This is a genomic window from Streptomyces sp. CA2R106 (genome assembly GCF_037034245.1).
Lineage (GTDB): Bacteria > Actinomycetota > Actinomycetes > Streptomycetales > Streptomycetaceae > Actinacidiphila.
In genome coordinates this window covers 52,178-74,473 of sequence record NZ_JBAGKC010000004.1, presented here as the reverse complement: position 1 = coordinate 74,473, position 22,296 = coordinate 52,178, and the positions used below count along the sequence as shown (strand labels likewise).

Annotated in this window: 15 protein-coding genes; 6 read left to right on the top strand and 9 right to left on the bottom strand. The window is 75.5% G+C overall.

Going from position 1 to position 22,296, the window contains the following annotated elements; all coding sequences use genetic code 11:
• Positions 1-27: 27 nt before the first annotated feature.
• Together WA788_RS08195 and WA788_RS08190 are read right to left on the bottom strand one after the other, a co-directional pair.
• Positions 28-1,542, bottom strand: a complete 1,515-nt coding sequence (locus tag WA788_RS08195; RefSeq protein WP_443033992.1) for an eCIS core domain-containing protein — start codon at positions 1,540-1,542, stop codon at positions 28-30.
• Positions 1,543-1,725: 183 nt separating this feature from the next.
• Entirely contained in the window at positions 1,726-2,496 is a 771-nt protein-coding gene (locus WA788_RS08190; RefSeq protein WP_335973326.1) for an IclR family transcriptional regulator, read from the bottom strand.
• Between the two features lie 194 nt (positions 2,497-2,690).
• On the opposite strand from WA788_RS08190, the gene WA788_RS08185 reads away from it, so the two are divergent.
• The gene (locus WA788_RS08185) at positions 2,691-4,223 is read left to right on the top strand and encodes an aldehyde dehydrogenase (NADP(+)) (RefSeq protein WP_335973322.1); all 1,533 of its coding nucleotides are present in this window, start codon (positions 2,691-2,693) and stop codon (positions 4,221-4,223) included.
• A gap of 43 nt (positions 4,224-4,266) precedes the next feature.
• On the opposite strand, the gene WA788_RS08180 is transcribed toward WA788_RS08185, so the two are convergent.
• Both WA788_RS08180 and WA788_RS08175 read right to left on the bottom strand, forming a co-directional pair.
• A complete protein-coding gene (locus tag WA788_RS08180; RefSeq protein WP_335973316.1) occupies positions 4,267-4,641 on the bottom strand; it encodes a DUF488 domain-containing protein in 375 nt (124 codons plus the stop codon).
• A gap of 59 nt (positions 4,642-4,700) precedes the next feature.
• Complete coding sequence (locus WA788_RS08175) at positions 4,701-6,173, bottom strand: MFS transporter (RefSeq protein WP_335973313.1); 1,473 nt, start codon at positions 6,171-6,173, stop codon at positions 4,701-4,703.
• A 70-nt stretch (positions 6,174-6,243) separates the two neighbouring features.
• On the opposite strand from WA788_RS08175, the gene WA788_RS08170 reads away from it, so the two are divergent.
• The 5 genes from WA788_RS08170 (at position 6,244) to WA788_RS08150 (ending at position 14,807) form a co-directional block, all read left to right on the top strand.
• The gene (locus tag WA788_RS08170; protein ID WP_335973309.1) at positions 6,244-7,428 is read left to right on the top strand and encodes a GlxA family transcriptional regulator; all 1,185 of its coding nucleotides are present in this window, start codon (positions 6,244-6,246) and stop codon (positions 7,426-7,428) included.
• A gap of 199 nt (positions 7,429-7,627) precedes the next feature.
• On the top strand, positions 7,628-8,962 hold the full coding sequence (locus tag WA788_RS08165; RefSeq protein ID WP_335973304.1) for an SGNH/GDSL hydrolase family protein: 1,335 nt from the start codon (positions 7,628-7,630) through the stop codon (positions 8,960-8,962).
• 77 nt (positions 8,963-9,039) lie between these two features.
• Entirely contained in the window at positions 9,040-10,140 is a 1,101-nt protein-coding gene (locus WA788_RS08160) for an amidohydrolase family protein (RefSeq protein WP_335973300.1), read from the top strand.
• Between the two features lie 243 nt (positions 10,141-10,383).
• Complete coding sequence (locus WA788_RS08155) at positions 10,384-11,553, top strand: SCO1860 family LAETG-anchored protein (protein ID WP_335973297.1); 1,170 nt, start codon at positions 10,384-10,386, stop codon at positions 11,551-11,553.
• 134 nt (positions 11,554-11,687) lie between these two features.
• Entirely contained in the window at positions 11,688-14,807 is a 3,120-nt protein-coding gene (locus WA788_RS08150; RefSeq protein ID WP_335973293.1) for an ABC transporter substrate-binding protein, read from the top strand.
• A 236-nt stretch (positions 14,808-15,043) separates the two neighbouring features.
• Here WA788_RS08150 and cobC read toward each other — a convergent pair whose 3' ends face one another.
• From cobC to WA788_RS08125, 5 genes are all read right to left on the bottom strand, one after another.
• On the bottom strand, positions 15,044-16,513 hold the full coding sequence (gene cobC / locus WA788_RS08145) for an Rv2231c family pyridoxal phosphate-dependent protein CobC (protein ID WP_335973289.1): 1,470 nt from the start codon (positions 16,511-16,513) through the stop codon (positions 15,044-15,046).
• A 23-nt stretch (positions 16,514-16,536) separates the two neighbouring features.
• Positions 16,537-17,934 carry a cobyrinate a,c-diamide synthase gene (locus tag WA788_RS08140; RefSeq protein WP_335974124.1) on the bottom strand — a complete coding sequence of 466 codons (1,398 nt, stop codon included), beginning with the start codon at positions 17,932-17,934 and terminating at the stop codon, positions 16,537-16,539.
• A gap of 59 nt (positions 17,935-17,993) precedes the next feature.
• Complete coding sequence (gene cobO / locus WA788_RS08135; protein WP_335973285.1) at positions 17,994-18,590, bottom strand: cob(I)yrinic acid a,c-diamide adenosyltransferase; 597 nt, start codon at positions 18,588-18,590, stop codon at positions 17,994-17,996.
• Positions 18,590-20,704 carry a putative cobaltochelatase gene (locus WA788_RS08130; protein WP_335973279.1) on the bottom strand — a complete coding sequence of 705 codons (2,115 nt, stop codon included), beginning with the start codon at positions 20,702-20,704 and terminating at the stop codon, positions 18,590-18,592. Before WA788_RS08130 ends, cobO begins: the two co-directional genes overlap by 1 nt.
• Positions 20,705-20,795: 91 nt before the next feature.
• The gene (locus tag WA788_RS08125) at positions 20,796-22,289 is read right to left on the bottom strand and encodes a cobyric acid synthase (RefSeq protein WP_335974121.1); all 1,494 of its coding nucleotides are present in this window, start codon (positions 22,287-22,289) and stop codon (positions 20,796-20,798) included.
• Between the last annotated feature and the right edge of the window lie 7 nt (positions 22,290-22,296).

Sequence of the window (22,296 nt, the reverse complement as noted above, 5' to 3'; positions counted from 1 at the left end):
CCGGGCGGGCGACTGACCGCTCCCGTCCTAGACGGCGGGTGCCTTCGGGTTGACGTTCTTCGCGAGGAGTTCGGTCATCTCCGCATGGGCCACGGACGCCTTGCTGTTGCTCTCGTCGTGGAAACGCAGCAGGTAGTGGTACATCACGGCGACGCACTTGTCGCGGCTGCGGTACTCCGCGTTGTCGGTGAGTTCCAGGCGCTCGGAGATCTCCCTGATCTTCCCGTCGGGCGTGGTGTAGAGCGGGTGCCACATCAGGGTGACCGCCGGGTTGAGCCGCTGGATCATCCGCAGTTGGGGGATCTCCTGCGCGATCAGGACGCTGTCGGGGTTGTAGGCCCGCAGGAAGACGTGCACCGGGCCCGTGGCGCGCTCGACGAACGCGGTGGACAGCACGTTCCACAAGGGCGCCTGGAGCTTCCAGTTGGCGTGCAGCTCCAGTTGGTCGACGACCTTGCCGAGCCGGGTGAACTCCAGCGAGGTGTGGCCCTTGCCGTGGGCGTAGACGCTCACGTCGAAGCCGCCCGACCACAGCGCCAGCGTCGGGGTGGTGATCCGCAGGTGGTCGCCGACGAGGTTGACCAGCTCGCGGAACCAGGTGTTCGAGGCCCGGATCTTGCGGCGCTCCGCGGAGTCGATCGACGGGTCGGCGGACTTGCGGTTCAGCACCTCCTGCTCGGCGATGCCGCCCAGCAGCAGCTGCCAGGCGCTCTCGATCACGTCCGCGGGGAAGCCGCCGGCCTTCATCATCTTCTGGAACACCGCCCATTCGGGGTGTTCCTGGGCCCGGTCCGCGAAGTGCTCCGTGGGCGCGGCGGCGGAGGGCTTGCGGCGTTGCAGGGCGGGAGCGGCCCCGTCGCCGGCCGTCGCGTCCTGGGCGGCCGGTTCGGCGGCGGGGGCGCTGCCGGACATGACGCGCCGGGCGTTCTCCTCGGCGGCGACCTCGAAGCGGTCGGACGGGTCGGAGATCTTCATCCCGTTGCCGTGGTCCGTCCCCGCGACGGGGCCCTGCCGCTGCTGGAGGACGTGCGTGAGTTCGTGGGCGAGCGTGTGGCGGTCCCCGCCGCCCTCGCCGATGACGATGTGGCTGCCGGAGGTGTAGGCGAGGGCGCCGATCTCCTGCGCCGACCGCTTGGCCACCGCGTCGTCGTGTATGCGTACGTCGCTGAAGTCCGCGCCGCCGAACCGTGCCTGCATGTCGTGCAGTTCAGGCTCCGGCAGCGGCTGCCCGGCACGGCCCAGCACGTCGTGCGCGGCCGTCCGCCGCTGTACCGGGCCGCCTTCGGGTTCCGGCGCGGCCTGCTGGTGCGCGCAGGACGGGCCGTGCGTGTGGCGCTGGGTCTCCAGCAGGTGGGCGACGCCGGCGTTGCCGACCGAGCGCTGCAAGGCGATGACGGACGCCGGTGAGTGCCCGCCCGGCAGCTGCCCGGCGGCAGCGGCGGCGGCCCTCGCCAGTCCCTCGGCGGACGGCAGGGCAGTGGGCTTGCGCGGTACGGCTCCCTGGTGTCGCTCGGCGCTCGCAGCCTGCTTTCGCTCCTGCACGTACTCACTCCTTCGGTGCGTCACACGGACGGCCGCCGGCGCGCGGTACGGCAAGAAACGCGGGAGCGCGCCGGACGTTCGTGCGGGTAGCGTACGTGCCCCGCCGGGCAATCGCGCGTGCGCCGGGGCAAGTTCTGTGGCGATGCGCCCTCGCTGCGGGGACTGCGGGCCGGAACGGGGCCCTCAGAGGCGGCGGGTGGCCAGCAGGAGGCGGTCGCGGGCGTCGAAGAGGGTGTCCTTGATCATCTGCTCGTGCCCGGGGGTGAGCCGGGCCACCGGCACCGAGCAGCTGACCGCGTCCCGCGCGGGGGTGCGGTAGGGGATGGCGATGCCGAAGCAGCGCAGCCCGAGGGTGTTCTCCTCGCGGTCCACCGCGTACCCCTGCTCGCGGATGGCCGCCAGCTCCTCGATCAGCTTCTCGCGGTCGGTGTGCGTGTGTTCGGTGAGCGGCTCCAGCGTCTCCGGGAGCAGCCCCCGCACCTGCTCGTCGGTGTAGGTGGCCAGCAGCGCCTTGCCCAGCGAGGTGGAGTGCGCGGGCAGGCGGCGGCCGACGCGGGTGAAGGGCCGCAGGTAGTGCTGGGACTGGCGGGTGGCGAGGTAGACCACGTTGGTGCCGTCGAGCCGGGCCATGTGGATGGTCTCGCTGGTCTCGTCGGAGAGCCGGTCCAGGGTGGGCCGGGCGGCGGCCACCACCTCGTCGCCGTCGATGTACGACGTGCCGACCAGCAGCGCGCGCACCCCGATGCCGTACCGCGTGCCGGTCGCGTCGGTCTCGATCCACCCCAGCTCGACCAGGGTGCGCAGCAGCATGTACAGGCTCGACTTGGGGTAGCCGACGGACTCCTGGACGGCGGCCAGGCTGTGCATGCCGGGGCGGCCCGCGAAGAACTCCAGCAGTTCGACCGTGCGGACCGCGGACTTGACCTGGGAACCGGCCCCCTCGGCAGCAGCCATCGCGTCTGACCCCTCTTGTTCGGCCGGGCCGCGTGGACGTAGGCTCCGGGCGTAGATTCACATGTGAAGACGTTGTTCAGTATAGAGAACGAGCGGGTCGGGACAACGGGCGCCGGGGAACAACCCGGGCGCACCGGCGGGCGATCGGCTCGCCCGGCAGCCGGCCGGCCCGCACACACGGAGGTGGAGATCCGGTGGCAGCAGTACCAGTCTGGAGCGTGGACCCCCGAACCGGGAAGCAGCGCGAGCAGGTCGCCGTCGAGGCCACGGCCGACGACGTCGACGCCGCCGTACGCGCCGCCGCCACCGCGCTCCCCGGCCTCGCCGACCGTAGCGCACGGGCCCGGCTGCTGCGGACGGCCGCCGGCCTGCTGGAGCGCGACGCGGAGCGGGTGATCGCCGCCGCCGACGCCGAGACCGCCCTCGGCACACCCCGCCTCACCGGCGAACTGGCCCGCACCGCCTTCCAGTTGCGCACCTTCGCCGACGTCGTGGACGAAGGCGCGTTCCTCGACGTGATCATCGACCACCCGGACGCGGACGCCAAGCCCATCCCGCGGCCGGACCTGCGCCGCTACAAGATCCCGCTCGGCGTGGTGGCGGTCTACGCGGCCAGCAACTTCCCGCTCGCCTTCTCCGTCCCCGGCGGCGACACCGCGAGCGCGCTCGCCGCGGGCTGCCCGGTCGTGGTCAAGGCCCACCCGGACCACCCGGCCACCTCCGAGCTGACCGCGGGGCTGCTGCGCGAGGCCGCGGTCGCGGTCGGGCTGCCCGCCGACACCGTCGTGCTGCTGCACGGTTTCACCGCCGGCGTCGAACTGGTCCAGCACCCGCTGGTGGCCGCGGCCGGCTTCACCGGTTCGGTCGGCGGCGGCCGGGCGCTGTTCGACGCGGCCGCCGCCCGCCCCCGCCCGATCCCCTTCCACGGCGAACTGGGCAGCCTCAACCCGGTGGTGGTCACCCCCGCCGCCGCGGCCGAGCGGGCCGAGCAGATCGGCACGGGCCTGGCCGGCTCCTTCACCCTCGGCAGCGGGCAGTTCTGCACCAAGCCCGGCCTGGTGCTCACCCCCGCCGGCGCCGACGGGGACCGGCTGGTCGCCGCGCTCACCGCCGCCGCGGACAGCGCCCCCGCCGGGGTCCTGCTCGACGGGCGGATGCGGGAGAACTTCCTCAAGGGCACCGCCGCCCGCGCCGCGCTGCCCGCCGTCACCGCACCGGTCACCGCGGGCGGCGCCGCCGACCCGCTCGCCGTCCGCCCCGGCTACGTCGTGGCCGACGCCGCGGAACTCGCCGCCCCCGGCGCGTACGACCTGCTGCTGGAGGAGTGCTTCGGCCCGCTCACCGTGGTCGTCCGCTACGACGGCGCCGGCCAGCTCGACGCGGTGCTCGACCGCCTGCCGGGCAACCTCACGGCCACCGCGCACCTCGGCGCCGACGAGGCGGCCGACCCCGACGGCCCGGCCGCCGCACTGCTCCACCGGCTGACCGCACTGGCCGGCCGGGTCCTGGTCAACGGCTGGCCCACCGGCGTCGCCGTCACCGGCGCCCAGCACCACGGCGGCCCCTACCCGGCCACCACCTCCACGTCCACCTCCGTCGGCGCCACCGCCATCGAGCGCTGGCTGCGCCCGGTCGCCTACCAGGACACCCCGCCCGCGCTGCTCCCGCCCGAACTGCGCGACGACAACCCCCACCGCGTCCCGCAGCGCGTCACCGGCCGCCCCTGACCGCCGCGGCAGCCGCGCCCCCGTACGATCCCGCTCCCTGCCGCTACGACGCGTCGCCGTCGCGCAGGGAGTCCAGGAGGACGGGGACGTGGCTGTGGTCGGGGTGCTTGACCGCCGTCAGCAGGGTCACCGGCTGGGAGGCGGCCAGGTCGCGCAGGTGGGCGAGGTCGTCCGCCAGGTCCGGAGCGCTCAGTTCCGCGCGGTAGCGGTCGGTGAACTCGCCGTACCGGTCCTCGTGCGCGTGGTACCACTTGCGCAGGTCGGCGGAGGGGGTCACCGACTTCGGCCACTCGTCGATGCCGGCCGCGTCCTTGGACACCCCGCGCGGCCACAGCCGGTCGACCAGGACCCGCACCCCGTCGTCCTTCTCGGGCGGGTCGTAGACCCGGCGCACCTTGAACCCCTTGCCGGACGCCATGGCGGACCTCCTCGGCCTCGGTGGATACCCCCGGCCGGGGGCTTGCTTCCCGGCCGGCCTCATTGACTCCCCCCTCCCAGCTTGCGTCCTCCCGCCGCGGACGTCTCGCCCCGCGCGCCGCGCAGCCCGTACGCGGTGGCCAGGGCGGCGGCCGCCAGCAGCACCGCCGCGATCAGCAGCCCCCGGCGCATCCCGGCCACGAAGTGCGTGCCGTCGCCGACCAGCGCGCCGAAGACCGCCACGCTGAACGCGCCCGCCACCTGGCGCCCGGCGTTGAGCACGCCCGCCGCCATCCCGGCCCGCTCACCCGGCACCGCCCCCATCGCCGCGGCCGTCAGCGCAGGCACCGCCAGCGCGGCGCCGAGGCTGAGCGGCACCATCGCGACCGCGGTCAGCACCGCGGGCGTGCCCGCGCCCACCGGCAGCAGCACCAGCAGCCCGACGACCGCCCCGCCCTGCCCGACCAGCATCGGCACCCCGGGCCCGTGGCGGTCGGTGATCCGGCCCGAGAGCACGTTCATCACCGAGATCACCAGCGTCATCGGCAGGAACATCAGCCCCGCGGTCAGCGCCGACTCGCCGCGCACCTGCTGGAAGAACAGGCTGAGCACGAAGACCCCGCCGAAGAACCCGAACGTCACCGCCGCGCCCGAGGCGATCGCCGTCGCCGCGGCGCCGTTCCGGAACAGCCCGAGCGGCACCACCGGGTGCGGGTGCCGGGCCTCGACCCGCAGGAACACGGCCAGCGCCAGCACCCCGGCGGCGCCCGCCACCGCGCCCGCCGCGCCGCCCTCGATCACCGCGTAGGTCAGCGCGGCCAGCGCCACCACCGCCGTGGCCTGCCCCGGCAGGTCCAGCGGCGCCGGGCGCCGCGGGGAGCGGGCCACCCGCGTGGACAGCGCCAGCGCGGCCGCGCCCACCGGCAGGTTGACGAAGAAGACCGCCCGCCAGCTCCACGCCGTGGTCAGTGCGCCGCCGGCCACCGGGCCGAGCGCCACCGCGATCGACCCGCCCGCCGCCCACACCGCGATCGCCCGCGCCCGCCGGCGCGCGTCGGGGAACGCCTGGCGCACCAGCGCCAGCGACGAGGGCAGTACCACGGCCGCCGCGCTCCCCTGCACCACCCGCGCCGCCACCAGCAGCGCCAGGTCCGGCGCCAGGCCGCACGCCACGGACGCGGCGGTGAACACCGCGGCCCCGACCGCGAACGCGCGGCTCGCGCCGACCCGGTCCGACAGGGCACCGGTGGACAGCATCAGCGACGCGAACGCGAGCGTGTAGCCGTCCACGACCCATTGCAGGGCGGACAGGCCGCCGTGCAGTTCGCGGCCCATGGCCGGCAGGGCGACATTGACCACGGACGTGTCGAGGGTGACCAGGAAGAACCCGATCACCGCCGCGACCAGGGTCAGGCGGGGGGAGGAGCCGGCCGGCGACGGGTCCGCGCCGGCGGGTGCCGCCGCGGGGGACGGGAGCGGTTGCTCCCGGCAGGACGGGAGGTGCGGCTCGGGGGTGACGCGTTCCTGTGGCATGCGTTCAGCGTGCCGAGCGCGGCCCGCCTACAGTAGTGGCCTGAATGCCATACTCCCGGAGGTTCTGGCCATGACGATCGCGGGGCCGAAGACGGCCGACCACCCGAAGACCGCGGACCGCCCCGAGACGGCGGACCGGCCCGAGACCGTCGACCGCCCCGAGACCGCCGACCACCCCGAGCCCGCCGACCCGGAGGCGCCCGGCCCTGCGGGCGCGGCGCGCCGGCCCGCCGCCGGACCCTTCACCTCCCACCGCCCGCACCGCGTCGCCGTCATCGCCTCCGAGCCCGTCTCGCTGTTCAACCTCGCCGTGCCCGAACTGCTCCTGCTGAAGGTCCAGTTGGACGGCCGGCCCGGCTACGAGGTCGAGATGTGCACGCCCGACCCCGGCACCGTCACCACCAGCGGCGGCGCCGACCTGGTGATCCGCAGCGGCCTTGACGCGGTCGACCGCGCCGACACCGTGATCGTGGCCGGCACCGGCGCGGCCGAGCACCCCGACCCGCGCGTGCTGAGCGCCCTGCGGGCGGCCGGGCGGGACGGCAAGCGGATCGCCTCCATCTGCACCGGCGCCTTCCTGCTCGCCGAGGCCGGGCTGCTCGACGGCCGCAACGCCACCACGTACTGGGCCTACACCCGGCAGTTCGCCGAGAAGTACCCCGACGTGGTCATCCAGCCCGACGTGCTCTACGTGCAGGACGAGCACATCCTCACCTCCTCCGGCTACGCGGCCGGCATCGACCTGTGCCTGCACCTGGTGCGCACCGACTACGGCGCCGCGGTCGCCAACACCGTCTCCCGTCTCGCGCTGGTCGCCCCCGTACGGCCGGGCGGCCAGGCGCAGTTCACCGACACCCCGCTGCCCGCCGAGACCGGCACCTCGCTCGCCGGGACCCGCGCCTGGGCGATGACCCGGCTCGACCGCCCGCTGACCCTCACCGACCTCGCGCGGCACGCCGCCGTGAGCGTGCGCACCCTCAGCCGCCGCTTCCACGCCGAGACCGGCCTCAGCCCGTTGCAGTGGCTGCTGCACCAACGGCTGGAGCGCGCCCGGGAGTTGCTGGAGACCACCACCCTGCCGGTCGACCAGGTCGCCCGCGCCAGCGGCCTGGGCACCGCCGACTCCCTGCGCCAGCACCTGGTCCGCCGGGTGGGGCTCACCCCCTCCGACTACCGCGCCACCTTCACGCGGCTGCCCGCGCCGGAACTGCCGGCGGAACCGGAACAGACCTCCGGCGCGTCCCCGTACGGGTGACGGAGACGGCCGCACCCCGGGTGCGGGTGTGCGGGGCTGTGAAGGGCCTGAGCACATGGGACGCTGATGTGGTCGTGACCAGTTCTCCGCATATGCTTTCGGAAGGGCTGTAGACATGCGACGGATCTCCGCCGCCCGGCACGGGGCGTCCGACCCGCCAGACCGCAGGCCGCACGCGACCACCTTGGGAGTAACCCGCATGTCCCGCGCCAGCCGCGCCCCCCGCCTCCGCACCCGCGGCCGGTCGCTGCGCCGTTCGGTGCTGGCCCCCGCGGCCGGCGTGGTCGCCGCCGCCACGGTCGGCGCGCTGCTGGTCTCCAACGCGCACGGCGGCCGCCATGACGACGGCCGCGGCCAGGCCACCGCCACCGCGACCGCCACCAGCAGCCGGCAGAGCGCCGCGACCTACCCCGGCCGGGTCGGCGCCTGGGAGAGCGCCATGAGCGCCGGCGGGCCGTCCTTCCGCCGCCAGACGGTCCGGATGGTGGTGCACACCAGCGTCGGCGGCTCCGGGCTGCGGATCAAGGTCTCCGACCTGCGCAGCGGCCGCCCGCTGACGGTGGGCGCCGCCGACGTCGCCGAGCAGTACGACGGCGGCCGCGCCGTGGCGGGCAGCCACCACCGGGTCACGTTCGGCGGCTCGCGCTCCACCACGGTGGCCGCGGGCGGCGAGCGCTACAGCGACGTCATCCCGATGCGGGTGAACGCCGACCAGAACCTGCTGGTCAGCCTCTACCTGCCGGGCCCGACCGGCCCCTCCACCTTCCACCGCGAGGCGTACGAGACGACGTACGTCTCCACCGACGGTGTCGACCACGCCGCCGACGACTCCGCCGCGGGCTACGCCCGTACCCGCGGCTCCTGGTACTACCTGTCCGGCCTCGACGTGGTCTCGCCGACCGCGCACGCGACCGTGGTCGCCTTCGGCGACTCGATCACCGACGGCTACCACTCGACCGCAGGCGCCAACCGCCGCTGGCCCGACCAGCTCGCCCGGCGGCTGTCCAGCGCCCCCGGCGGGCAGCGGCTCGGCGTCACCGACGCGGGCATCGCGGGCAACCGCCTGCTGAGCGTCGCCCCGCAGATCTACCGCGGCCCCAGCGGCGTCCAGCGCTTCGACCACGACGCGCTCGGCGTGCCCGGCGTCAAGGACGTCATCGTGCTCGAGGGCGTCAACGACCTGAGCAACGACATCAACAGCACCGGCGGCCCGCTGACCGCGCGCGACCTCATCGACGGCTACCGCACCCTCATCGCGAGCGGCCACGCCGCCGGGGTCCGGATGATCGGCGCGACGATCCTGCCCTACAGCAAGCTCAGCCCCGCGATGAACGCGATCCGCGAGCAGGTCAACCGGTGGATCAGGACCAGCGGCGCGTTCGACGCGGTGGCCGACTTCGACCAGGCCGTCCGCGACCCGTCGAACCCCGGCGCCCTCGCCCCCGCGTACGACTCCGGCGACCACCTGCACCCCAATGACGCGGGGATGCTGGCGATGGCCGACGCCGTCGACCTGTCCTCCCTGGTCTCCTGACGCGGTCTCCTGATGCCCTGGCGTCTCACGTCGTGACGCCCTGACGCCGGGGCCGCCCGGGGCCGTACAGTGCCCGTATGGGAGCCGGAGCGAACGAGGTGCTGCACGTGCGGGGCCGGGTGCTGGCCGGCCCGGACGACGCGGAGGTCAGGGACGAACTCTGGGTGGTCGGCGGCCGGATCACCTACCGGCGGCCCGCCGCCGAGGTCACCGCGACCGCCACCGGCTGGGTGCTGCCCGGGCTGGTGGACGCGCACTGCCACGTCGGCCTCGACGCGCACGGCGCCGTGGACGAGGCCACCACCGAGAAGCAGGCGCTGACCGAGCGCGAGGCGGGCGCCCTGCTGCTGCGCGACGCCGGCACCCCCGCCGACACCCGCTGGATCGACGACCGCGCGGACCTGCCCCGGATCATCCGCGCCGGCCGCCACATCGCCCGCACCCGCCGCTACATCCGCAACTACGCCCACGAGATCGAGCCCGGCGACCTCACCGCCTACGTGCGCCGCGAGGCGCGCCGGGGCGACGGCTGGGTGAAGCTGGTCGGCGACTGGATCGACCGCGGCATCGGCGACCTTGCGCCGTGCTGGCCGCGGGACGCGCTGCGCGAGGCGATCGCGGCCGCTCACGAGGAGGGCGCCCGGGTCACCGCGCACTGCTTCGCCGAGGACTCCCTGACGGACCTGGTGGCCGCCGGGATCGACTGCGTCGAGCACGCCACCGGCCTGACCGCCGAGACGGTCCCGCTCTTCGCCGAGCGGGGCGTGGCCATCGTGCCCACCCTGGTCAACATCGCCACCTTCCCGCGGCTCGCGGCCGGCGGCGCCGCCAAGTTCCCCCGCTGGTCCGCCCACCTGGAACGGCTGCACGCACGCCGCTACCAGACCGTACGGGACGCGTACGACGCCGGCGTCCCCGTCTACGCGGGCACGGACGCGGGCGGCAGCCTCCCGCACGGGCTGGTCGCCGCGGAGGTGGCCGAGCTGGTGGCCGCCGGGCTGCCGGCCACGGCCGCGCTGTCCGCCGCGACCTGGGGCGCCCGGCGCTGGCTGGGCCGCGACGGCCTGACCGAGGGCGCGCCGGCCGACCTGGTCGTCTACGAGGCGGACCCGCGCGCGGACGTCCGCGTCCTGGCCGCGCCGCGCCGGGTGGTGCTGCGCGGGCGCACCGTCGCCTGAGGCCGGGAGCGCGCCGGCGCGCTCCCGGAAGGGCGCGCGCTCGCCCGCGGCGGTGAACCGTACGGAACGGCCGTACGCCGGAAATCGAAGAAACGCGCGGAAACCACCCTTCTGAGTGAACTGGCTCCGTGTAGCCGTGTGTTGACGCTCAGTGCGTAAATATTGCCGGGTCGATGTCCCCGGCGGCTGTCCCCAATCAGCGCGCGCCGGGGGCGCCATCCCGTACGTGGGGGTTTCCCAACCGTGTACCGCACCATCAATTTCCGCCTGCCCGCACGCCGTTCGGCCGCCGCCCTGGGCGCCGCGACGGCGGTGGCGGCCGTGGCCGTGCTCGCCGTCGCACCGACCGTGCAGGCGGCGCCCGCGACCGCGCACGACCCCGGCGCCGCCACGGCCGCCGACCTGCGCGCGAGCCTGGACGTGGCCCTGCTGGGCCGCGCCGTGGACGTCCCGCTGAACGTCTCGCTCAACGACGTGCAGGCCCCGGCCGACGCCAGGAAGACCGCGCTGACCGTCACCGTCGGCCACGGCGTCGAGTTCGGCCGCGCCGTAGACCTGCTGCGCGCCACCGCCGCCACCGCGAACGCCACCACCGGCCCGGACAAGGCCGAGGGCGTGGCCCGGATCGCGGGCGCCGACCTGCACGTGCCCGGCCTGCCGCTGCTGTCCGCGGTCAAGCTGGACGCGGTGACGTCCACCGCGACCTGCCAGGTCGGGCACCGCCCGACCGCCTCCTCGCACCTGGTCGGCCTGACCGTGCTCGGCCGGCGGACCGAGCTGTCGGCGGTCGGCACCACCAAGGTCGCCGTCCCCGGCGTCGGCGAGGTCGACCTCCAACTGACCGACGCCGTCACCACCTCCAGCACCGCGGCGGCCACCGCGCTGCACCTCAGGGTCGACATCGACCCGCTGAACCTCGGCGTCGCCCACGTCACCGGGGACATCACCCTCGCCCGGGCCACCTGCCGCACTCCCAAGGGCGGCAGCACCTCCTCCACCGGCGGTTCGTCCAACGGCGGTTCGTCGACGGGCGGCTCCTCCACCGGCGCGGACAACGGCGGTACGTCCGGCGGCCACTCCTCGGGCGGCTCCGGCAACGGCGGCGCCGCGAACGGCGGTTCGAGCAGCAGCGGCGGGTCCGCCGGTGCGGCGGGCTCCTCCGGTTCGTCGGGCTCCTCCGGCTCCGCGGGTTCGTCCGGCGCGTCGGGTTCGGCGGGCTCGTCCGGCTCCGGGGTCCGCACCCAGACCGTCGCCGACACCGCGTCCACCGGCAACCTCGCCGAGACCGGCGCCAGTTCCAGCACCCCGTACCTCGCCGGCGGCGCCGCGGCGCTGGTGGCCGCGGGCGCGCTCACCTTCGTGGTCACCAACCGCCGCCGCAAGGCGGCCGGTTCGTCCACCGGCGGCGCGTGACCGGCACAAGGCGGTAACAAGCCCGGGGGGCGGCACCGGCACCGGCGCCGCCCCCGTAGGCTGTCCCCACGCCCGGGGACGGCTGACGATCGCCGCATGGGCACTGACACGGTGGGGCGACAGGGCGGGCAGGTATGAGCGACGGGCTTTTCGCGGGCAGATACGAACTCGCGGAGCTGCTCGGCTCCGGCGGCATGGCACGGGTGCACCGCGCCCGTGACACCCGGATGGGCCGGATCGTGGCGATCAAGACCCTCATGCCGGAACTGGCGCTCGACCCCGACGCCCGCCGCCGGTTCGCCCGCGAGGCGCACGCCGCGGGCGGGCTGAACCACCCCGGCATCGTCACCGTGCACGACCAGGACGAGTACCGGGACGGCGACACCGTGGTGCCGTACCTCGTCATGGAGTACGTCCGCGGCGGCACCCTGTCCCAACTCGTCCGCGAGCAGGCCCCGTTCGAGCCGGAGCGGGCGGTGCGGATCGTCTGCGACATCCTCGACGCGCTCGCCCACGCGCACAGCCACGGCACCGTGCACCGCGACGTGAAGCCCGCCAACGTCATGGTCACCGAGGAAGGCGCGGTCAAGGTCGCCGACTTCGGCATCGCCCGCGTGCTGGACACCGACACGCGGCTGACCACCGCCGGCTCCTCCGTCGGCACCCCCAGCTACATGTCGCCCGAGCAGATCAACGGCGGCGACGTGGACGCCCGCAGCGACATCTACGCGGTCGGCTGCGTGCTCACCGAACTGCTCACCGGCAAGCCGCCGTTCCACGACGGCAACCCGCTGAGCCTGATGTACTGGCACGTCCACGCCGAGCCGCCCGCGCCCTCCACCCGCAACCCGCGGGTGACACCGGAGCTCGACGAACTGGTGATGACCGCGCTCGCGAAGGCGCCCGCGGACCGCCCGGCCGACGCCGGGATCTACCGGGCCCGGCTGTGGGCCTGGCTGACCGCCGCCCGCTCCGCGGCCGTGAACGGCCCGGCCACGATGCCGACCGCCGACTTCGGCCTGGCGAAGCCCGCTCCGAGAAGCGGCCCGGCGTCCACCCCGAACCCGGCCCCCACCCCCGCCTCCACCCCGGGCCCCGCCTCCACCCCGAACCCGGCCGCGCCCGCCCAGCCGCCGGCCGGCGCCGACCCGCGCGCCACCTTCGGCGTCGGCGGCGCCCTGCCCGTCCTTCCCGCGCCGCCCGGCCAGGGCACGCCCCCGCCGCAGATACCCGGCCCCTACCAGCCCGCCGCGGCCGGCCCGCAGCCGTCCCCGACCCCGCCGCCGGAGCACCCCGCCTACTCCCGCAGCCCGCAGGTCCCGCTGCCCCCGCCGTATCAACCGGGCACCCCGCCGCCCGCGAACAACGGCACCCCGCCGCCGTCCGCCCCCGGCCTGGCGCAGGTCCCCGGGCCGCGCTGGAACACCCGCCGCAAGGTCCTCACCGGCGTGGCCGGACTCGCCGTCGCCGGCATCACCGTCTCGGTCGTGCTGGCCACCGGGGCCCTCAGCGGCGGCGGCAAGCCGGACCCCTCGCCCGACCCGCACCCGACGACCTCGGGACCGGTCGTCGGCACGCAGGCCGCCCTCAAACGGCACGGCGGCAAGGAGGGCAGCGGGTTCAACGGCGGCAACGACGGCGTCGTCCGCCCCTCCACCCAGACCGGCGGCACCGTGCAACTGGCCACCTCCAACTTCCCCGACGCGCTGCTGGACCCGGCCAACACCTACGACCCCGGCGCCTGGAACATCCAGCGGCTGCTCTACCGCAGCCTGGTCAGCTACGCGCCCGCGCCCGGCGACAAGGGCCGCCGGCTCCTGCCCGACCTCGCCACCACCACCGGCGACGTCAGCGACAACGGCCGGACCTGGACCTTCCACCTGAAGAAGGGGCTGCGCTTCCAGGACGGCTCGGCGATCACCTCCAAGGACGTCAAGTACGGCGTCGAGCGCACCTTCGACCTGACGGTGCACCCCAACGGCTCCACCTACCTGTCCGACCTGCTCGACCAGGGCCAGCACTACCCGGGCCCGTACGACGACAGCGACCCGGACAAGATGGGCCTGAAGTCGGTCACCACCCCCGACGACAGCACCGTGGTCTTCTCCCTCGCCAAGCCCTACACCGACTTCCCGTACATCCTCGCGATGGCCGACGGCGCCGTGGTCCCGCCGAGCGCCGACACCGGCGGCGGCAAGGACTACGAAGCGCACCCGGTGGCCAGCGGCCCGTACAAGGTGGCCGACTACACCCCCGGCAAGTCGCTCCACCTGGTGCGCAACACCGAGTGGCAGGCGAGCACCGACCCGGTGCGCTCCCAACTGCCCGCCGGCTACGAGCTGAAGTCCTACGACACCCAGCAGGCCGTCGAGCAGGCACTCCTCGACGGCAGCGCCGACCTGGACTTCACCGAGTCGCTGCTCGACGACGACACCGAGACGAAGGTCATCAACGACCCGTCCAACAAGGCCAACGCCGACCTCGCCTACACCGGCGCCACCCGCTACCTGAGCCTGCGCACCGACGTGGCGCCGTTCGACAACGTCGCCTGCCGCCGGGCCGTCGCCTACGCGATCGACCGCGAGCAGGTGCGGGCCGCGCTCGGCGGGCAGTACGAAGGCGGCGACGTCGCCACCACGATGCTGCCGCCCACCAACATCAGCTACGACCCCAAGGCGAACATGTACGCCTCCACCACCGGGGGAGCGGTGGACAGCTACGCCAAGACCGAACTGAGCCAGTGCGGCAAACCCGGCGGCTTCAGCACCACCCTGGTGGGCCTGTCCGGCGCCTCCCGGGGCCAGCAGGCGATGGAGGCGATGCAGGCGGCCCTGGCGAAGGTCGACATCAAGGTCACCGTCAAGGTCGTGGACAGCACCGACTTCTACGACACCCTCTTCTCCTCGGCGAAGCTCAAGGCGGCCAAGTGGGGCATGGTGTACACCGGTTGGGTCGCCGACTACCCGACCGGCGGCGGCTTCCTGCGCCAACTCGTCGCCCCCGGCTCGGAGACCAACTACGCGGGCCTCGACGACAGCACCCTGAACAGCATGGTCGACCAGGCCGACGCGCTCACCAGCGCCTCGGCCGCGCAGAAGGCGTGGACGAAGATCGACGCCCAGGTGCTCTCCGACGCCGCCACGGTGCCGGTCGTCTACGACCGCCACCTGGTCTACCGCGGCCCGCGGCTGACCAACGTCTACCAGCAGCAGGTGCTCGGCCAGATCGACCTCAGCGCGCTGGGCCGTGTCTGACAAATCCCTCCTGGCCGACGGGGTCTGGCACGCACGCTCTCCCCCTGCCTTCGGCGGGAGGTGCCCCCAGCGTTGTCGGTCGTCGGCGCAGCCCGCTGCGCTCTCTCCCCCAGAGCTTCGCCTGGGGGGACCCCCACCCTCCGCCTTGCGATCGGGGGGCACCTCCCATGCCGGAGGCCATGGGGGAGCACCAGACCCCGTCGGCCCCCGCCCTTTGGGCGGGACGACGGTATTTGTCAGACACGGCCCGGGCGTGAAATGAGCACCTCGGCCAGCGCGTCGGCGAAGCGGTCGGTGGTACGGCGGTCGCGTACCGCCACCCGCAGCCAGTCCGGGCCGAGACCGGGGAACGTGTCGCCGCGGCGCACCGCGTAACCGGACTCCCGCAGCGCCGCGCGCACGTCCGCCGCCCCCGGCGTGGACAGCAGGACGAACGGCGCCGCGGGGGCCGGCCCGGCGACCTCGACCCGCGGCAACTCGCCCAGCCGCGCCAGCAGGTGGGCCCGGTCGGCCGCGACCTGCCGGGCGGCCTCGGCGGCCTCGGCGACCGCGGCCGGCGACACGCACGCCTCGGCGGCCGCCAGCGCGGGCGACGACACCGCCCACAGCGGCTGCGCGGCGGCCAGCGCGGCCACCAACTCCGGACCGCCCAGCACGTATCCGATCCGCAGGCCGGCCAGGCCCCAGGTCTTGGTCAGGCTGCGCAGCACCACCAGGCCAGGCACCGCGCCGCCGCCGTCCGCCAGGGACTCCCGCTCGCCCGGCACCGCGTCCATGAACGCCTCGTCCACCACCAGGGTGCGCCCCGGCCGGGCCAACTCCCGCAGCAGCGCCGCCGGATGGAGCACCGAGGTGGGGTTCGTCGGGTTGCCGACCACCACCAGGTCCGCGTCGGCGGGCACCTTGCCCGGGTCGAGCCGGAAGCCGTCGGAGGCGTCCAGCAGTACCCGCTCGACCAGGTGCCCAGCCGCCCGCAGCGCCGCCTCCGGCTCCGTGAACTGCGGGTGCACCACCACCGCGCGCCGCGGCCGCAGCACCCGCGCCAGCAGGACGAACGCCTCGGCCGCGCCCGCGGTCAGCAGCACCTCCGCGTCCGCCCGCCCGTGCCGCACCGCCACCGCGTGCCGTGCCGCCCGCCCGTCCGGATAGGCCGCCAGCCCGGTCAGCGTGGCACCGACCACCTCGACCAGCCAGTCCGGGGGCGTGCCCGCGCGGACGTTCACCGCCAGGTCGACCAGCCCCTCACCCACCTCCGCGTCGCCGTGGTGCCGCAGGTCGTGGCCGTCGGGATACACGTCGTCGGCTCCAGGGGGGACACGGGCGACCGCCACCGTGGCGTGCGCCGACTTCCGTTTGGGCAGGGCGAGTTCGGCGCCGGGACCGGCCGACAGGAGCGCCGCGGCCTCGGCCACCGACGGGGTGCCGAGCGCGCCGAGCGCCACCGGCGACGGCGTCGGGACCGCCACCCGCGCCAGCTCCGCCGGGCCGAACCCGGCCACCGCCACGCCGAGTTCGGCCGCCGCACCGGCGATCGCGGGCGCGCCCTCCTTCCCGGCCACGGTGGCGATGCGCGCCAACCCTGGTGCGGCGGCGGGCCCCGCTGCCGCGACCGGCCCGGGGGACTCCGCCAGTGCGGCCGCCTCCGCCAGTGCCGCGCGGACCAGCGCCAGCACCTCGGCCGGGTCCGCGGCGCGGCTCGCGCCCACCCCGACGTGGTACGGCCGTCCGGTCACCGGGGCGGCCCGGCCGCGCAGGAGGTGACCAGCCGCCGGGCCAGGGCGGGCGCCGCGGCCCAGTGCGTGTGCAGGTAGGAGGCGTGCAGCCGGCCGTGGGCGAAGCCCTCGACGCGGCGCTCGGGGCGGACGAAGCCCCACGCCGGGGCCGGCCCGGCGCCCGGCTCGACCCGGGTGCGGTGGAACTCGTGGCCGCGTACCCGGGTGCCGGCGGCGGCCAGCACGCTGTCGCCGACGGCCACCGCCTCGCGGTAGCCGAGGGTCAGCCGCTCGCCCATCCACGCCTTCGCGTCGAGCACCCCGCACATCGGATGCCCGTCCAACTCCCGTACCAGGTACAGCAGTCCGGCGCACTCGGCGGCCACCGGGCCGGAGAAGCGCGCGACCTCGCGGCGCAGCGCGCCGTTGGCGGACAGCTCGGGCCCGTACATCTCGGGGAAGCCGCCGCCGATCACGACCCCCCGGGTGCCGGGCGGCAGCGCCTCGTCGGTCAGCGGGTCGAAGCCGACGACGTCGGCGCCCGCGGCGGCCAGCAGCTCTTCGTGCTCGGGGTAGGCGAAGGTGAAGGCGGCGCCGCGGGCCACCGCGACCACAGGTCGGGCGGCCATACGTCCGGCGCGTTCGGCGGGGGCGCCGGCGGTCACTTCGGCGGCGACTTCGGCGGCGGGGTCCCACGCCGGGCCGGCCAGCGGGGGAGCGGTGCGCGCCAGCGCGAACAGCGCGTCCATGTCGCAGCCCGCGGCGACCTTTCCGGCCACCGCCCGCACCCACGCCAGCGCCTCCGCGCGCCGCTCGGCCGCCGGCACCAGCCCGAGGTGGCGGGCCGGCACCGCCAGCACGTCGGAGCGGCCCAGCGCGCCCAGCACCGGCATACCGACCTCCTCCAGGGCCGTGCGCAGGATCTCCTCGTGCCGGGCCGACCCGACCTTGTTGAGCACCACGCCGCCCAGCCGCACCCCCGGGTCGAAGGACGCGAAGCCGTGCACCAGCGCGGCCACCGACCGGGCCTGCGCGGACGCGTCCACCACCAGCACCACGGGCGCGGCCAGCACCTTGGCGACCTGCGCGGTCGAGGCCAGTTCGCCGTGCCCGGTGGCGCCGTCGAACAGGCCCATCACCCCCTCCACGACGGCCAGCCCGGCCCCGGCCGCACCGTGCAGGAATAGCGGCACCATCCGCTCCACCCCGCACAGGTACGGGTCGAGGTTGCGGCCGGGCCGGCCGGTGGCCAGCGCGTGGTAGCCCGGGTCGATGTAGTCCGGGCCGACCTTGTGCGGGGAGACGGCCAGGCCGCGCGCGGCGAACGCGGCCATCAGCCCGGTGGCGACCGTCGTCTTGCCGCTGCGCGAGGACGGCGCGGCGACCACGAACCGCGGCACCGCGAGCCGCGGCACCGCGCCCTGCGGCACCGTCTCCCGCGGCTCGGGCACCGCGCCCGTACCGGTGGCCGGACTCACCACTCGATCCCCCGCTGCCCCTTCTGCCCGGTGTCCATCGGGTGCTTGACCTTCGCCATCTCCGTCACCAGGTCCGCGAAGTCCAGGAGTTCGGCCGGCGCGTTGCGCCCGGTGACCACCACGTGCTGGCTGCCCGGGCGGTCCCGCAGCACCTCGACGACCTCCGCCACCGGCACCCATCCCCAGTGCATCGGGTACGCGAACTCGTCCAGCACGTAGAGCCGGTAGGTCTGGGCCGCCAGGTCCCGCTTGACCTGCTCCCAGCCCTCCCGGGCGGCGTCCTCACTGGAGGCGGGGTCGCGCTGCACCCAGGACCAGCCCTCGCCCATCTTGTGCCAGACGACCTCGCCGCCCTCGCCGGAGGCGCCCAGCACCTTCAGCGCCCGCTCCTCGCCGACCTTCCACTTCGCCGACTTCACGAACTGGAACACCCCCACCGGCCAGCCCTGGTTCCAGGCCCGCAGCGCCATCCCGAAGGCGGCCGTGGACTTCCCCTTGCCCGGCCCGGTGTGCACGATCGTCAGCGGCCGGTTGCGGCGCTGGCGCGTGGTCAGCCCGTCGTCCGGCACCACACTCGGCTGTCCCTGCGGCATTACGCGGCCCTCCGTACGTCCTTGACCAGCGCGGACACCGTGTCGGCCCGCAGCTCCTCCAATGTCACCGCGGCGGCGCCCAGATCCCGGGCGAGCGTCCCGGCCAGGCCCAGCCGGACCGGGCCCGTCTCGCAGTCCACCACCACCGACGCGACCCCGGACGCGGCCAGCAGCCGGGCCGCCCGCGCCGCCCGCGGCAGCGGCTCGGGCCCGCCGGTGGCGCGCCCGTCGGTCACCACCACCAGCAGCGGCCGCCGCGAGGCGTCCCGCAGCCGCTCCACCCGCAGCACCTCGTGCGCCCGCAGCAGCCCCGCCGCCAGCGGGGTGCGGCCCCCGGTCGGCAGCTTCTCCAGCCGCGCCGCGCCCGCGTCCACCGACGACGTCGGCGGCAGCGCCAACTCCGCGCCGGCGCCCCGGAACGTGACCAGGCCGACCTTGTCCCGCCGCTGGTAGGCGTCGAGCAGCAGCGACAGCACCGCGCCCTTCACCGCCACCATCCGCTTCCGCGCGGCCATCGAGCCCGACGCGTCGACCACGAACAGCACGAGGTTGCCCTCCCGGCCCTCCCGCACCGCCTGCCGCAGGTCCGCCCGGCGCACCACCAGCCCGGCGCCCGCCCGCCCCCGCGCCCGCTGGTGCGGCGCCGCCGCACGCAGCGTCGCCGTCAGGTGCAGCGCCGCGAGCCGGCCGTGCGGCAGCTCCGCGCCCGTCGTCCGCCCCTGCGCGGTGCGGGCCCGAGAGCGCCGCCCGGCCGCGCCCTCTCCGAGCCCGGGCACGGTCAGCGCCCGGGTCCGGTACGGCTCACCGGCGGCGGACGGCGGCTGCTCGGCACCTGCCGCCGCGCCCGCGCCGGGCTGCGGGGATGCGGGTTCGGCGCCGGCGTCGGGGGCCGACTCGCCGGCCTCGGGGGCTGCGGTGTCCTCGCGCTGCGGCGGCACCCCGCCGCCCCCGCCGGGGCCGTCGCCGTCCGGGCCGCCCTCGGGGCCGCCGTCCGGGCCGGGGCCGCCGTCAGGATCGGGGTCGGGCTCCGGGTCGTCGTCCGGGCCCGGGCGCTCGTCCACGTCGTTCGCCGCCTGCTCGGCCGCCGCCTGCTCGGCCTCCTGCCGGGCCTGCTCCAGCGCCTCGTCCAGCTTCTGCTCGTCCAGCCCGGGCGCGTCGAACGGGTTGCGGCGGCGCCGGTGCGGCAGCGCCAGCAGCGCGGCCTGCCGGACGTCGTCGGCCGTCACCTCGGTGCGGCCCGCCCACGCCGCCAGCGCGGTTGCGGTACGCGCCATCACGATGTCCGCGCGCATCCCGTCCACCTCGAAGGCCGCGCAGGTCGCCGCGATCTGCCGCAGCACCGTGTCGCCGAGCACCACCGACGGCAGCAGCGCCCGTGCGGCCGCGATCCGCTCCCGGGTCCGCCGCTCCTCCTCCGCCCACCGCGCGGCGAAGGCCGCCGGGTCCGCGTCGTAGGCCAGCCGGCGGCGCACCACCTCCACCCGCTCGTCGGTCTCGCGCGAGGCGGTGACCTCCACGGTCAGCCCGAACCGGTCGAGCAACTGCGGCCGCAGCTCGCCCTCTTCGGGGTTCATCGTGCCCACCAGCAGGAAACGCGCCGCGTGCCGTACCGACACGCCCTCGCGCTCCACGTAGCTCGCCCCCGTCGCGGCGGCGTCCAGCAGCACATCCACCAGGTGGTCGTTGAGGAGGTTGACCTCGTCGACGTAGAGCACACCCCGGTGCGCCTCGGCCAGCAGCCCCGGCTCGAACGCCTTCACGCCCTCGGCCAGCGCCCGTTCGAAGTCCAGCGCGCCGACGAGCCGGTCCTCGGAGGCGCCCACCGGCAGCTCGACGAGCTTCGTGGCGCGCCGGGCGCCGGCCGGGTCCGGGTCGTGCGGCCCGTCCGGGCAGCCCGGGTCCGGCGCGGCCGGGTCGCAGCTGAACCGGCAGCCGGGCACCACCGCCACGTCCGGCAGCAGCGCGGCGACCGCGCGCACCGTCGTCGTCTTCGCCGTCCCCTTCTCCCCGCGCACCAGCACACCCCCCACCGCGGGCGAGACCGCGTTGAGCAGCAGGGCCAGCCGCAGGTCGTCCTGCCCGACGACAGCGGTGAACGGATAGGTGATGCTCATGCCAGGATCGCTCCTTCGAGCGGAAGTCGTGGGTTCAGGGCCATGCGCGGCGCCTGCGGCGGTGCCTGCTGCGCGCGGGGCGGCGGCGGTCTCACGGCGCCCCCGGCGGCAGGAACGGCAGGCCCTCCGGCGGGCCCTGCTCCACCAGCCGCAGCAGCGCCCCGGTGTCGGCGTGCTCCTCGACCAGGTCCGCCAGCCGCTCCAACTGCTCCTCCCGCAGCGCCTCGAAGCGGGTGCCCGGCGCGGGCACGAAGCGCCGCCCGGCCGCCGCGGCCACCTGCCGCAGGAACGCCCGCCGGAAGCCGTCGCTCTCCAGCGACCCGTGCCAGTGGGTGCCCCACACCGCGCCGACCCGGCAGCCGTCGAGGAACGGCTCGTCGCCGCCGCGCAGTTCGGCCACCCCGTGGTGGATCTCGTAGCCGCGCACCGGCTCGCCGTACTGCGTGCCCTCCGGGCGGGCGAGGGTCTTCTCCCGGGCGAAGCGGACCCGCACCGGCAGCAGGCCCAGCGCCCGGACCGTGCCCGCCTTCGACTCGACCTCGTCGTCGATGCGCTCGGCCAGCAACTGGAAGCCGCCGCAGATGCCCAGCACCGGGCGGCCCTGCGCCGCACGCTGCCGTACCGCGTCGGCCAGGCCGCGCGCGTGCAGCCACTCCAGCGCGCGGACGGTGCCGCGGGTGCCGGGCAGCACCACCAGGTCGGCGTCGGCCAGTTCGTCCGGGCGGTCCACGAACCGCACCACCACACCGGGTTCGGCGGCCAGCGCGTCGAGGTCGGTGAAGTTCGACATCAGCGGCACCGCGGCCACCGCGACCCGCAGCACCTCCTCGCCGTGGGGCGCCTCGACCGCGGACTCGCGCACCGCGCCGCGCAGCGACACCCGCAGCCCGTCCTCCTCGTCGATGCCCAGGCCGTGCGCGAAGGGCAGCACCCCGAGGGTGGGGCGGCCGGTGAGGCCGCGCAGCATGTCCAGGCCCGGCCGGAGCAGCGAGACGTCACCGCGGAACTTGTTCACCAGGTAGCCCGCGACGAGCCGCTGGTCCTCCTTCGCGAGCAGCGCCGTCGTGCCGTAGAAGGACGCGAAGACGCCGCCGCGGTCGATGTCGCCCACCACGACCACCGGCAGCCGCGCGCTCCTGGCCACCGCCATGTTGACGATGTCGGTACGGCGCAGGTTGATCTCCGCGGGGCTGCCCGCGCCCTCGCAGACCACCGCGTCGTGCGTACGGCCCAGCTCCTGGAGGCAGTCCACCACGGTGCCGAGCAACTCCGCCTGCTTGCCGCCGTGGTAGCCGCGCGCGCTCAGCTCGCCGACCGGCCTGCCCAGCACCACCACCTGGCTGCGCTGCTCGCCGCCCGGCTTGAGCAGCACCGGGTTCATCAGCGCCGACGGCTCCACCCCGGCCGCCTGCGCCTGCATCGCCTGCGCCCGGCCGATCTCGGCGCCCTCCCGGGTCACGTACGAGTTGAGCGACATGTTCTGGCCCTTGAACGGCGCCACCCGCAGGCCCTGCCGGGTCAGCCACCGGCAGATCCCCGCGGTCACCACGCTCTTGCCGGTGTCCGAACCGGTCCCGGCGACCATCAGCCCC